Source organism: Spiroplasma eriocheiris, from assembly GCF_001029265.1.
Classification (GTDB): Bacteria; Bacillota_I; Bacilli_A; order Mycoplasmatales; family Mycoplasmataceae; genus Spiroplasma; species Spiroplasma eriocheiris.
This window is the reverse complement of the sequence record NZ_CP011856.1, coordinates 325,086-339,217: the sequence shown is the minus strand read 5'-3', so window position 1 is coordinate 339,217 and position 14,132 is coordinate 325,086. Positions and strand designations below refer to the sequence as shown.

Here is a 14,132-nt window from a genome sequence, read left to right as displayed (position 1 = left end):
CTTTTAATATTTTATAATTTAATAGCACTTTCCAATGCTAGCTTCATCATTTTTACAAAATTAGTTTGGCGTTCTTCCGGACTTGTACTTTCTCCGGTTACTAATGAATCAGAAATTGTTAATAAACAAGCAGCATTTTTCTTTAGCTCAATAGCATTGGCAAATAAGGCAAATGATTCCATTTCTACACAAACTGCTTGGTATTGGTCATGAATTTTTTTTCAATCATCGGGATGTTTACGATAGAAGACATCCGAAGAGTGAATAGTTCCCGTAACTACCGGTTGGTTGATTTCTTGCGCAGTTGCATTAATTACTTCGTAAACTTTCCCAGGAGCAGTAAGCACTTGTTCATCAATATCAGCAACAATTTTAGCGTATGAGTTTTCACCGTATACTTTTGAAGCGTTAACCAAATCATAAATCTTAACATTGAGATCATAGCTTCCTGCTGACCCAATTCTAATAATTGTGTCGACATCATAAAATTTAAATAATTCATATGAATAAATTCCAATGCTGGGACAACCCATTCCACTTCCGGCAATGGTAATTTTTTTGCCTTTGTATTCGCCAGTATACATAAACATGTTTCGTACTTCATTAACTAACTTATAATTGTCTAAGAAATTTTCCGCAATATATTTTGCACGTAAAGGGTCCCCAGGCATTAAAACAACAGGGGCAATTTCTTCTTTTTTTGCTTTAATATGTGGTGTCATAAATGTTATCCTTCTTTCTCTAACTACGTAATTATAAATATTTTACTATAAAAATTAAAAACGGAATATAAATTCCGTTGAATTAACGATATTTTTTAATGATTTTATTAGTTTTTAACCGAATATCTAAATATTCACGGTCCTTGTCTGTTGATAACAATAACTGTACTAAATTATCATTCCAATAAATTAGTGGTAAAAGAGTTGATAAGAAAATCTCACTTTTTTCATATAAAGCGGAAGATATGATTAAATGGGTAATATCCGCATACTTAGATAATTCCGAATTACTTTTTGAAGTAATGGCCACCACACTTGCTTTGTTATCTTTGGCTTCTTTAGCCGCTTCAATAACAGAGGCAGTTTGCCCCAATAAACTCATACAAATTAACAGGTCATTTTCATGCAATAAGCTTGCACGCATTTTAATACTGTCTTCATCTTCATTTAAAACATTACACATAAAACCAAAACGGAATAAGCGGTTTGATAATTCTTTAGTAGCTAACCCCATATTTCCAATTCCCGCAATATAAATATTACGGGCTTTCTTTAAAAGATTAACGGTTGCTAACATTTTATCCTTATCAAAAATTTGGTTATTACGTTGGATGACATCTAAATAATAATTATAAATATCTTCCGTTGCCTCAAATTTTAAATTACTGCTGTTTAAATGTTCTTGTTCAGCTCCTAAGGCGATAATAAAATTCCGATAACCCGAGAATCCTAGTTTACTAATTAAAGAATAAATTGGTGAATAACCAATTCCGGTTGCTTTCGCTAAATCTTCAATTTTAATATCACGCAGACTATTAACATTTTCGCGAATATAATCAACTACCCTTGCTTCTTTCTTCGTTAAATTTTCTTGTATCATCGATAATTTCGATAAGATTGAAATATTGTTATTGTTGTCCATCATACTTTTAATCCCATTGGTTAGCTTGTTGTGATAATACAAAATCGCGATCAACGATATCTGATTCTCATACTTTATTGATTAAATCATCAGTAAAGTACATTCAAGGTAATAGTTTATTTACATAAATACGATGATCATTCGCTCTTTGGTTCGGAGTTGAAATAATATGGGCTCAATCAGCTAGTTTAACTGCTTTTGACATATCTTTTCCCGAAATGGCAATAATCTTCACTCCTTTTTCTTTGGCGACTTGTAACGCTTTATTAATTGATTCGTTGTCCCCAAATAATGAATAAGCAATAATTAAATCATTCTTAGTCATAAATTTAGTTCTAATTAATAAGTCTTCTTCACTTTCATCCAAGTCAAAGGCATTGAAACCAAAACGGTATAATTCTAACGCTAATGTTCTTGATAAGGCATTAGTCGAACCCATTCCAATCACAAAAATACGGTATGCTCCTTTAATTGCTTCTAATGTTTTTTCCACTAGTTCAGTTTTAATCATACTGTCATTTTGGTTAATAATATCAAAGTAATTTTTTTTCATTAGACTTTCCATATTTTCAAAGTCTAATGACTTAATTTCAACATCACTAGCAACTGAGATTAAAAAGTCACGATAACCTCTAATTTGCATTTTTTTCAATAACCCATAAATAGCACTATACCCGGTGTTTACTTTTTGGGCTAATAGTTCAATATTCATGGTTGTTACTTCTTTCATATTTTCTTTGATAAATTTAATAATTTCATTTTCTTTCTTTGTAAAATTTTTAGAATCAAAAGTTTCTAATTTCGATAAAAATGACGCCATTCTTTGTTCACTCCTTAAATTAATTGTTTTTAGCGTTCTTTATTTAAAACCATTTGATAAGCTACACGAGCAATCATTGCACCATTGTCAGTACAATATTCTAATTTAGGAATAATAACTTCTAAACCATCTCGTGCTAAACTTTTAAATGCCGCACGTAGGGCAGAATTGGCCGATACTCCCCCGACTAGCGTTAACATTTGTGGGTGATATTCTTTTATCGCTTTCATAGTTTTCTTTACTATTATTTCCAGACAAACTTTTTGAAATGAAGCACAAAAATCATTTAAATTAATTTCTTGATGATTTTGGTGTGCTTTATTGATAACATTTCAACAAGCTGATTTCAAACCACTAAATGAAAAGTTATAACTTCCATCATCTAATGGTAAGGGAAATCGATAAGTATTTGGATTTCCTTGTTGCGCAAGTTTGTCAATAACTGGTCCTCCAGGATAATTTAATCCGAGCATTCGTGCTACTTTATCATAACACTCACCGATTGCATCATCTAATGTTGTACCAAGGATTTCAAAATCTAAATGCTTTCTTAAATACACGATTTGAGTATGCCCCCCGCTAACTAAAACTGCTAGCATGGGAAACTTAAATTGGTGGTCAATTGCGCCAGCATAAATATGACCATATAAATGGTTTGTTTTAATAACTGGAATGTCCAAATAACTGCCTAAGGTCTCAGCGGCTATTTTACCAATATGAAGCGCACCAATTAAGCCGGGCTTTTCTGTATAAGCAATATAGTCAAGGTCAAAGGGACTAATATTTGCTTCTAGGAATGCGGAAGATAAAACAGTGTTTAGATTATTTAAATGTAATCTTGCTGCCAATTCTGGAACCACCCCACCATATTTAAGATGGTCGGCGATTTGTGATGATATAACATTCGTTTTCACCTGATTGTTATGAATAATCCCAACACTTGTTTCGTCACAACTTGTTTCAAGCGCTAAAATCCACATACTAATACACCTCGCTTCTAATTATATCCTAAACGGAAAATTAAACAACATAATTATGGAAAAAAATTACAAAAAATAACATATTTTATAACTAAAATATGTTATTCATTAATGTGTATATTGAATCTCTAAGACTAGATAACTTTGTTATCTTTCATTACTTTTTGAATACCTGCAATAGCATTGTCCGCATCGCTCCCGTTGGCAATTATTTCAACTTCAGTTCCAGTTTTAATTGCTAAGGCCATCACGTTCATGATTGATTTTAAATTTCCTTCTTTATCGGCAGTTTTAATAGAAATGTCTGAAGAATATTTACTTGCTTCTCCAACAACTAGGGCTGCTGGGCGGGCGTGCATTCCGACAGGATCAATAATAACAGCTTTAAATGATGCCATTTGATTTCCTCCTTCAAAATATACAAAATTATTATATCAAAATTAATACAAATCCTAACTTTTTTTAAATTTATTTTTAAAAATCAAAATAATTTAACCTGTTTATCTTGGTAAATTAGGAAATTTGGTGTTGAATTTCAACTGCTAACTTTTCTGAATTGCCATTAATTAATAATTGTACCAAATTATCAGTAATACTTTCAAAATTAATATTAATATAACTATTAGCTTTCAAATATCCTTTTTGCAAGGCCGGAGAATATAAATTAGCAATCATTAAATTAGCAAGGTGTAAACTCTGGGCTTGCAAATAACTGTATTCATCAACACAAATAACCGCGTTCAGTTGGTAATCAGCAATACTATTGGCTAACAAATGGTGGTCTTCGTTAAAATTCGCTGTTTTTAAATGTAAGTATCGTGGCTCAATTTTTGAATCATGGCAAGCCTTAAAATAACCCCGGTAAAGTTCTTTTTTATCTTCTAACACCGTACTAACATATAAAACATTCTGATATTTGGCAATTAATTGTAAAGTTAAATCATACATCATTTTTTCATAGTTTAAATAAACACAATTATGATTAGCCAACTTTTGACCATAAATAATTAAATTATGATGGTATTTTTCAATTGTCTGCAAAGTTTCGTGGTTTAATTCATCAAGATTGTTTAATAATAAAATAATTTTTTTAGTTTTCTTCTGAAAAAAGGTTTCAATAATATCTTGCAACTGTTGATGCTGATAATCAAAATAAATAATATTTAAAGATAATTTTTGTGCTCATAATTTCTTTGCTAATTTTTCAATTAAAAGATTAGTATTATAATCTAAAATACTAGTTGTAATCACTCCAATATTATCAATATTTTTAGGGTTTTTAAGAACAAAATTACTCCGTTGCACAATCGCATCAATTCGTTCATACATTTCTGCCGAAATCGAACCACCCGAAAAGTAGCGTGATACTGTCCCTACTCCACAACCAGCAATCTTGGCAATTTCCTTATAATTCTTGATTTTCATATCTCCACCTCATTTTTAAACCTAGCTAATTCTTAACTTTCTTAATAGCTTTACTATCCGCTGAAATAATTTTTGAACCAATCGGACTAGGAAAAATAACTTGAATGTTAGCTCCGATTTTTTTCACAACAACCCCAATTCCAAAAATTTCATGACTAACACTATCATCAATGGATCAATTTTCATGGGAAGGTTGTGAACTTGTGTTAAGAGCATTATTTGAAAAATTACTTAAACTATTTTCTCATTCCCCATCTAAACTATAATTACTTTTATACTTAACAGTTGTTCCTAATAAATCACTTTCAATTGTTTCTAAAAAGTCCGGATTTAACTCTTTAACAAAACGCGAAGGAAATCTTTCATTTCCGGTAACATATGAATAACCATCGGCGTAACTAATAAATAAAAGTTCTCTTGCTCTCGTGATTGCAACATATAAAGTTCGACGCTCTTCTTCTAACTCACTTTCACCACTTTTAATCGCTTGGATTGAAGGAAAAATTCCTTCATTAAGACCAACAATAAAAACAACTTTATTTTCTAAACCTTTCGCATTATGAATTGTCATTAATGAAACACTATCATCATTAATTTCATCATTATCATGGTCGGTTTGTAAACTAATTAATTGTAAGTATTCATTAACTAATTCAAGACCTTGCAAGTCAGCATTTTGGAAGTCAAATTTAGCAATTCCATCAATTAATTCTTTAATATTTTCTACGCGTTCAGTTTCTAAATTATCTTCAAGACGTTTTAAATAACCTGATTTTTCTAGTAGGGTTTCAATAACTATTTTAACACTTTGAGTGTCTTGTAATAAACTATTAACACTAAAAATTGCTTCGCTAAGCGCCGTTAAATTATTTTTTAAACTATTTGGTAATAAATCAAAATGCTCAAGTAATAATTGGCTAAAAGTTACCTGGTGTTCTTTGAGAATTGCTTTCACCTGCTCAACGGCTTTTGGCCCAATTTTAGGAGTAAATAATAGCACCCGGTCTAAAGCAAGTTCTTCATTATTAACTACTAATTTTAATAATGCTAAGGCATCCTTAATTTCTTTCCGTTCGTAAAATTTAAAGGCCCCATAAATTCGATAAGAAATCCCATAATCAGCAAGGGAACCTTCAATATCACGAGATAAATAGTTAGCACGGTATAAGATTAAAATATCTTGGTAATGGTAGTCCTCTTTTTTCACCAGTTGGATAATTTTGCTGGCAATAAAATCACTTTCATCTAAACTACTGCTCGCATGGTATAAAATTGGTTTGACACCTAATTCTTTACTAGTAAACAATTCTTTTTTAATGCGATTGGTATTATTAACAATTAAATCATTGGCGAGGGATAAAATATTTTGACTAGAACGATAGTTTTCATCTAAAATAATGGTTTGGGTTTCTTTAAAATAATGTTCAAAATTTAAAATTAAGCGAATTTTAGCTCCCCGCCATGAATAAATAGTCTGGTCAGGATCACCAACCACAGTAATGTTTTGCTTTGTTTCTGATAATCATTTGATAATATCAAATTGTAAATCATTCGTATCTTGAAATTCATCAACTAATAAATAATCAAAACGATCTTGTCATTTCGCCAAAATGTCTTTATGATAAGAAAATAAACGGTGGGTAAATAAAATTAAATCATTAAAATCTAAACTATTTAATTCTTTTAATCTTTTCTCATATTCTTTATAAACATAGCCTCAGCGTTTTTTGTCACTATTTTCATAAGCGCCATCGATAACTTGACTTGGTGAATAAAAATCATTTTTTCAACTACTAATTTGTGACTTTACTACTCGGCTTTCTTGGGCATCATATTTTAAGTTTGCCGATTTATAGATTGTTCGAATAATTTGGTCTTGGTCAGTGGTATCAATAATATTAAAGCTGCGCGGATAACCTAGGGTTTCAATATCTTCTCGTAAAATTCTCACACATAAGGCATGATAAGTTGAAATTCAAGTTTTTCGTCCCTCCTGGCCAATTAAATCAACAATCCGATTTTTCATTTCATTAGCTGCCTTATTAGTAAAAGTTAGGGCACAAATTCTTCATGGTTTGTGGTTACCATAACGAACTAAATAAGCAATTTTATTAATAATAACACGTGTTTTACCACTACCAGCCCCAGCAATTACTCGAACCGGTCCATTAATTGCTAAGACTGCTTCGCGTTGGTTAGGATTCAAATCTTTAATAAATTCATTTAACATTGCAAAGATACCCCTTTATTCTTTCTACTTAGTATTTACCTTATAAATCTTCAATTTCCTTTAATGCTTCATCAGAAATATTTCCTGGTTGGTCCTTTTTCAAATGAACATGTTCTTTGTTACGCGTAATTGCTTCGCGTTTCTTTTTGGGTTTTTTAACTTGGTTTGGTTTAATTTTAACAATAAATAAATTAAAATGTTTATCAAATAATATTTGATGGTTCTTATTTAAATATACACCAAAAGCAAGCCCTAAGTACCATAAAAAATAAAATGTGGTAACTATTTTCATCACAATGGCGGCAATTTGACTAGTTTCTGTGCGTCCTGCTAAAATTTCACCTAAGTTCACTTTAAAAATTACATCAAAAACAAAGTTAAAAATTAATTCAACGAACCACGGAATGAAAATAATAAATAATTCACGGGTAAAAATTACAATCATTCGTAATTTATCATTTGTAGTCACTAAGGTAATCCGCATTAGCCATTTTCCCAAGGTTTTTCCCCTTCATACATACGGGATAATAACAAAATAACAAAAGAAAATAATAAACGTTGCAATAATAACCACAATTGGTGCTCAGACACTATGGTTAGGATCCCACTGACGCATCGTTAGCGAAAGAACTAGCGGAATAATGCTTGATAAGATTAGATCTAAAAAACGAGCAAAAATAATTCTCAATGGCCGTGATAACTGGTGGTAATTGTAGTCATCATCACTAAGTTGCACATTATTATTTTCGCTCTCTGGCTGCGAAGGATCAGATTTTGTTGTTATTTGCTTAGCATCACCAAAATCTGGCGTTGGGGTTGAAGGTTGCTTTTGACGGGTGGTTTTTTTATCAATAACTTTCATTGGTATTCATCATTCTTAACTATTTATTTTGCATAAGTAAGTTTTCAATTTTTAAGATATCCTTCAATATCCTGCACAATTGGGGCAAATTTTTCATCATTGATATTTTGCACATACTTGTTATCTTTAAAATTTCGTAATCTTCGTTCAATTTTATTTTGGGCGCTGACAACTCCCTTAATTGCTAATTTTTTATTATTTTGTAAACGAACCATTCGTAAGAAACTAATTAAACAGAACCGAATAAAAGCATATTCTAATTCTTCATGATACTCTTTATATAACCCAATTTCGCGATAAAAGTTAAAAATGTGAACTCACTGCTTCAAAAGATCAAAAACACTATAATTAATTGTTCCTAATTCATATTCTGCTAAAACATCATCAATCGCTAAAAAACCATCACTATTGGCTAGTGCTTTGTAAATAAATAAACTATCATTACGAACATAATTAATAAATTCAATTCTATGGTCTTTAATAAACTGTGTTCGAAATACTTTCGTGTTAATTAAAGTATGCACATTGGCAAAAACTTCTTTTTGAATTTTTGGAGTTAATAGTTTATTTAAATCATTCCGAAGGTAACTTTCTCCCTTAATAGTACTGTAATATAACTTAAATTCTAACATATCAATTGGAACTAGTTCTTTATGATTTGCCTTAATTTTTGTTTTTAAAGTAGCAACAGCATTTTCTTTTAAAATTTGTCCCTCATCTAAAACTAAAAAATATTCCCCATTCGCGATATTAATTGCCGCATTAACTGCATATGAAAACCCTTGCCCACGTAAACTTGAAATCACCTGAATTTTATTATCAAAATTATAAAAATTATCACTTAATAATTCTAACGCTGTTGATTTTGGTTGAAATCCAGAATCATCAACTAAGATCACTTCATAGTCACTATCGCTTTGTGCTTTTATTGACGATAATGTTCGTAGAATTTTTACGGGGTGATTTTGGGTTACAATAATAATTGATAAAAACATAATCCGACATCCTTTCACAATTTTATTATTACTATAATTATATCTTATTTTTGTCAATTTTTAGTAATTTAAAATATATCCACTTTTTAAAATTGTATGTTAAAAATATAATATTTTAATAGAAATAATTTTATAAAATTTGTTATAATTTAGAATTAAATTTATAATAACTATGCTATATTTAAATTAAGAAAGTAATGTACTTTCTAAAATGACATATTTAAAGGAGAATTTGCCAATGAAAAGTTTAATAGCAATCTTAGGATCGATTGGATTAATTAGTAGCGGAGTTCCACCTATTAATTATGTATGAAAAAAATGATATTACATTAGAAAATAGCAATTTAAATAATATTTGAAATGGTGTTGGCATCAAACACTCAATTGCAACTCCTGCTGCTGGAACCCATGATACTGAAGACACACAAACTGCTACAAAAGCAACTGCAAAAATTAATTGAGAGGATATTATTAGTCAATCAAATTTTGTTAACGCTAACGGTTATTTTGCATTACACCCTTATGATAATGCTAAATATTATAATATTGTTGAGTTAAAATTTAATGCAAAAGAAAGTACCAAAAATTTGCGGGTTTGAAATTATTCTGAAACCAATGATCAATGAGCAGGTTGAGACCACCAAACAAGTAAAATTGATTTAACTCTAAAAGCAGCATATAATGATGATGAAGGAATTACTGCACTTGAATTAATATCATAAATTTATGTAAGAACAGCTGGTTCAGTACATGAATGCTCAACAACTTCCCAAGTAGATTCAATTCAATTTCTTATTGGTTAGAAAAATAGCAATTAATTGCTATTTTTTTAATATATTTTAAATTTTTAGATCTTTCCGATTAAATAGATATACTCCGCAAAAACCAAATCCAGTTGCTAATATTGGTAATAATATTGTACAAATTGTAATAGCAATTTTATTAAATTGTAAATGCTGATATGCTTTCAAATATAAATCATGACTACTATCAATTGGAATGATAGTTTCAGAACCTATTTTTGATGAAGAAAATTTAAGCGGAACAACTACCATTGATTGTAAAGAAATATATTTAATATATTCTAATCCCGGAAATTGAGTTGGGTTCATATCATATATTAACAAAATAATTCATGTTATTAAAATTCAAAATGCTATCAAAGCGTTAATAATATTAATTGTCATTGTTTTTTCAACTAACCATACTGAAATTAAAGTATAAATCATTATCAATAAGGCAATAAACAAAATAAATTGGATTCCATATAAAAATACATAACCAAATCATTGCTTAGCATCATAGCTAATTCCGGCAAAAATTAAAATAATAATAAAAGATGGAACAAAAACAATTATATTTGCAATAATAATATAAAACATTTTAGCACTTGCAATTTGCTTTCTCGATAACGGCAAAACTAATCAAAAGTTAATTTGTCCGCCATTTACTTCTTTAATAAAATTCTTATTAATTAATACTAAGGAAAAAATTGAAAAAAAGACAATCCCCGGACCAGCAAATAATGCTCAATTTAGCATTTGCGAAATTGAAACTAAGGTCGTTCCGGTTGAAGAACCACTTGTTTTAATTTCCGCTGTAAAATTCCCTATCACTGGAACTTTAACACCGTGAAGATGAGACATTAAGGTCATTGCTAATAAATCTATTGTTATAATTAATCAAAAAATAACAAAAAATAATATTAATTTTCAATTAAGGCGAAAGTGATTTTTAATTACATTAAAATTATCATGTAGAAATTCCTTTTTCATAATATTTATAAAACACTCTCTCTTTCATATAATTTTTTGAAATGTTCTTCAATTTTATTAATATCACGTTCCACAACTTTAACTTCATCAATTAATTTACCATTTTTAATAAACCCAATACGATCACAAAGTTTTGTTACTTCTTCAAAAACATGGGAGCAAATCAGAATCGTTGTTTGATAATCCTGTTTCATTTTGATTATTAATTCATTAAATTGGTTTTTCATAACAGGATCCAAACCACTTGTTGGTTCATCTAAAACTAAAAATTTAGGCTTAATCATAGTGGCCGCAATTAACGCAGTTTTTTGTTTCATACCTTTTGACATTCTTTTAATTTTTTGACTAGCATCCAAATCAAAATGCAACAATAATTTTTCTACATATGTTCAATCAACTTCTGGTCTAAATTTTGTAATTAATTTTAAATATTCAATTCCAGTTAAATTATCATATAAACTAATTTCTCCAGCCACATAACCAGTAGATTTCATAATTTGTTTGGCATCTGTTCAAGGATTCAAACCATCAATTAAAATTGTCCCCGCATCAGATTTAATAAATCCCATAATTTGCTTATTAAGGTAGTTTTCCCCGCGCCATTTGGCCCTAAGATTCCATATACTTCACCCACATTAATATTGATATTAATATTAAAATTAGCAATTTTCTTCCCATAATTTTTATTAAGATCATTAATCTGAATCATAACTATTCTCCTATAAACATAAACTAATAAAATTATAGCATAATTAAAAAGTATTTCATAATACCCCTAGAAATCTTCTTGTGGCATATAAAAACACCTAACTAAAAGGACTTAACAATAAAATAACTATTTATTTTAGGTATCCATTGGTTAGGTGTTCATTATTAATTATTAACGACCGTAATAAAGATCATCTTTATTTTGGGCTTCTTCTTTTTTACGTAAACAAATTAATTCTCTTTCAATGCGAGCAATTCTTTTATAATTAAAGGGATCCCAACTTCCAGACCCACTTCGCTTTCTTGAACCTGTTTTATATACTCAGTTATACTCTTTAACTTTTGAGAAAAACTTCATAATATCCTCTCCCCCTATATCATTTCTTCTAATAAAGTGATATCTAAGATAATATCTCAATTTAAAATAAATATCAAACTAAAATTAAGAATTTCATAAAATAAAAAATTTAATTAGGAAAATATTGAAAAAAAGATGTTATTACAAAATAACATCTTTTTTACTAACCTTATTAACCACCAAACGTAACATTTAAAGTATAATATGGAATTCCAGTTAATGGTGCAGCAGCCTCATCTGAAATTTCAAAGATTTTCGAACCTGGTTTTGGTGTTAGTACTGCATTTTTAGTATTGGCATCAAAACTTAATACTCAAATTTCATCATAGAAAATATCTTTGTATTTATTAGCAAAATTTTCTCCTAATAATTGTTTAACTAAATCATAACGTAATTGATCAAGGTTTTGCTCTGTATAAGTTCCTGGTAATGTCACATTAATAGTATCACCTGATGTTGGTTTAGTATTATTTTCGGTTAAATATGTTCGCGGATTAGTATCAACTGTAAAATTAAAGGTAAATCCGGATTGGGCAATAACCCCATCCACTTTTGTTTCCATTGAAAATGTCCCTTTTTTAGTATTAGGATCAATATTAACTACCGCTGAACCAATGGCATTAATCATAGCAGTGGCCATTGTTGATTTATAATAAGCGGGGAAACGGTTACGATCACCACCAAATTCCATAATTGCAGCAGCCATAAATAATATGTTAGAACTCGGATTACTAATATATTTATCATATAAATCTTTATCAATATAAATTGTTCCTAAATTTGTCTCTTGGAAAATATCATTAAAAGTAATTGGTTGACCATCAATGGTTACCGCATTGCCAGTTAAACCACTACCTGCTTTTGGAGTTAGCGTAATAATATGGCTATCATTGTCAACAACAACATCCACCTGGTCAAGCGTAAATTGAGTTCCATTTAAAATATTAATAATTGCTAATGCTGTTTCTGGTTTAACATTTTCACCAAGGTCATCTTTGCTATAGGGAACCGAAAGAATTTTTAACATCTGATTAATATCAGTTGTTGCTCACTCTAAGGCAATCTTTTTTGTTAAAAATGGTAAGTTAGGCGTATTTGGCATATAACGAATAATAGCTGACTTCATTCCCGGTTGAATATCAATATCAACATCATCAGGATTTACGCCATCTTTTTGGATAGCAGCTTTAATATTTTTAACTGTCGGGACAACTTGGTATTTGTCTTTAACATTCACCTTGTTTTCTTTTGTCCCATTATTACAAGCAACAACCGTCGTTGCAGTAGTTGCTGTAATTGTTAGTGATGCTAAAATCATCATTAATTTTCTCATTTTGTTCATCTCCTTTTTAATAAATTTAATTTAACTAAAATTAACTTTAAGTGCTCCGCTAAAATATTTTGAGCCTGATCAAGCTTCAATATCCGCAGAATTGTTAGTAATATTTTTTACATATAAATCATTTAAGAGTTCACTTAGTTTATCAAGACTTCCCGCAAAATTTAGGGTAATAAACATCATCATAATCTGTAAAATTGATACTTGTGGTAATTTACCTAAATTAGTGGACAATCCTGAATTGGTAAGATCCATTGGATTGGCGGGAGGTTGTTTTGATTTAACTGTAAAATGAACAATAACTGTCCCATAATAATCTTTGTGGGGATCATCATGGTCAGTTCAATGATCCTTCCCAGTTTCTAAAATGGCAGTTCCGTTATTTGCATCAATTTTTAAACGGGGAACACTGGTAATTTGTTGATTTCAAATTGCTTCGGTTTCTTCGCCAATAAAGAATGTTCCAAATTTATCAATTTCGGAAATTAAGCCCATATTATTGAAAACAGTAGCAATCAAGAGCGTTTTGGGGCGAGCATCATCAACAATTCCTAAATCTAAATTTTTTACTTTATCGGCAATATGGTTTGAATTAACAACCGTTTTATTAATTGTTAGTTCATTTTCACTAGTATTATCATTAATTACAATATTATACTCACCATTCCGGTATAAATCCGGGTTGGGATTAGTAATTAGCGATCCGTTGAACTTAATCTGTTGATGTAGGGTGTTAAAATCTCATTTTGTTCCTTGAAAAAGTTTTGCTAATTGGGCAAATAACATCGGAATGGTTTGATTATTATCTTGCGGATTAACATCTTTAAAATTAACACCAGCAAAGCCTTTGACATCCAATGCTAAGATAGGTGGGTCAACAGGGATATCATTCCAATTACCACTCCCAGTTTGACAACTAACAACACTCATTGTTGAAGAAGTCACAATGGTAAGTGCACCAAGCATTGTTAATAATTTTTTCATATTGTCACTCCT

At 29.9% G+C, this 14,132-nt stretch carries 14 protein-coding genes and 1 pseudogene; 1 reads left to right on the top strand and 14 read right to left on the bottom strand.

The annotated features are described in order from the left end of the window. Window positions 1–11: 11 nt before the first annotated feature. The 9 genes from deoD to SERIO_RS01585 form a co-directional block, all read right to left on the bottom strand. Window positions 12–722, bottom strand: a complete 711-nt coding sequence (gene deoD, locus SERIO_RS01625; protein WP_047791173.1) for a purine-nucleoside phosphorylase — start codon at window positions 720–722, stop codon at window positions 12–14. Window positions 723–804: 82 nt separating this feature from the next. After that, window positions 805–1,647 carry a MurR/RpiR family transcriptional regulator gene (locus SERIO_RS01620; protein WP_236682167.1) on the bottom strand — a complete coding sequence of 281 codons (843 nt, stop codon included), beginning with the start codon at window positions 1,645–1,647 and terminating at the stop codon, window positions 805–807. 4 nt (window positions 1,648–1,651) lie between these two features. Next, window positions 1,652–2,464 (bottom strand): MurR/RpiR family transcriptional regulator, encoded by an 813-nt coding sequence (locus tag SERIO_RS01615; protein ID WP_047791172.1) that lies wholly within the window; start codon window positions 2,462–2,464, stop codon window positions 1,652–1,654. Window positions 2,465–2,493: 29 nt separating this feature from the next. Continuing rightward, on the bottom strand, window positions 2,494–3,444 hold the full coding sequence (gene tsaD / locus SERIO_RS01610; RefSeq protein ID WP_047791171.1) for a tRNA (adenosine(37)-N6)-threonylcarbamoyltransferase complex transferase subunit TsaD: 951 nt from the start codon (window positions 3,442–3,444) through the stop codon (window positions 2,494–2,496). A 134-nt stretch (window positions 3,445–3,578) separates the two neighbouring features. Further along, a complete protein-coding gene (locus tag SERIO_RS01605; RefSeq protein WP_025317127.1) occupies window positions 3,579–3,842 on the bottom strand; it encodes an HPr family phosphocarrier protein in 264 nt (87 codons plus the stop codon). Window positions 3,843–3,957: 115 nt separating this feature from the next. After that, the gene (locus tag SERIO_RS01600) at window positions 3,958–4,869 is read right to left on the bottom strand and encodes a LacI family DNA-binding transcriptional regulator (RefSeq protein WP_047791170.1); all 912 of its coding nucleotides are present in this window, start codon (window positions 4,867–4,869) and stop codon (window positions 3,958–3,960) included. Window positions 4,870–4,894: 25 nt separating this feature from the next. Beyond that, window positions 4,895–7,099 carry an ATP-dependent helicase gene (locus SERIO_RS01595; protein ID WP_047791169.1) on the bottom strand — a complete coding sequence of 735 codons (2,205 nt, stop codon included), beginning with the start codon at window positions 7,097–7,099 and terminating at the stop codon, window positions 4,895–4,897. Between the two features lie 40 nt (window positions 7,100–7,139). Then, window positions 7,140–7,961, bottom strand: a complete 822-nt coding sequence (locus tag SERIO_RS01590) for an RDD family protein (RefSeq protein WP_047791168.1) — start codon at window positions 7,959–7,961, stop codon at window positions 7,140–7,142. A 23-nt stretch (window positions 7,962–7,984) separates the two neighbouring features. Continuing rightward, window positions 7,985–8,956, bottom strand: a complete 972-nt coding sequence (locus SERIO_RS01585; protein WP_047791167.1) for a glycosyltransferase family 2 protein — start codon at window positions 8,954–8,956, stop codon at window positions 7,985–7,987. A gap of 305 nt (window positions 8,957–9,261) precedes the next feature. Here SERIO_RS01585 and SERIO_RS01580 point away from each other — a divergent pair, with 305 nt between their 5' ends. Then, window positions 9,262–9,678, top strand: a complete 417-nt coding sequence (locus SERIO_RS01580) for a hypothetical protein (protein ID WP_236682166.1) — start codon at window positions 9,262–9,264, stop codon at window positions 9,676–9,678. Between the two features lie 117 nt (window positions 9,679–9,795). On the opposite strand, the gene SERIO_RS01575 is transcribed toward SERIO_RS01580, so the two are convergent. From SERIO_RS01575 to SERIO_RS01555, 5 genes and pseudogenes are all read right to left on the bottom strand, one after another. Continuing rightward, window positions 9,796–10,731, bottom strand: coding sequence for an ABC transporter permease (locus SERIO_RS01575; protein WP_236682165.1), 936 nt, complete (start codon window positions 10,729–10,731; stop codon window positions 9,796–9,798). A 5-nt stretch (window positions 10,732–10,736) separates the two neighbouring features. Beyond that, window positions 10,737–11,440 (bottom strand): annotated as a pseudogene (locus tag SERIO_RS01570) (ABC transporter ATP-binding protein). 171 nt (window positions 11,441–11,611) lie between these two features. Then, window positions 11,612–11,797, bottom strand: a complete 186-nt coding sequence (locus SERIO_RS01565) for a hypothetical protein (protein WP_047791166.1) — start codon at window positions 11,795–11,797, stop codon at window positions 11,612–11,614. Window positions 11,798–11,969: 172 nt separating this feature from the next. Further along, on the bottom strand, window positions 11,970–13,130 hold the full coding sequence (locus SERIO_RS01560) for a Vmc-like lipoprotein signal peptide domain-containing protein (protein WP_047791165.1): 1,161 nt from the start codon (window positions 13,128–13,130) through the stop codon (window positions 11,970–11,972). Between the two features lie 30 nt (window positions 13,131–13,160). Beyond that, on the bottom strand, window positions 13,161–14,120 hold the full coding sequence (locus SERIO_RS01555; protein ID WP_047791164.1) for a lipoprotein: 960 nt from the start codon (window positions 14,118–14,120) through the stop codon (window positions 13,161–13,163). Between the last annotated feature and the right edge of the window lie 12 nt (window positions 14,121–14,132).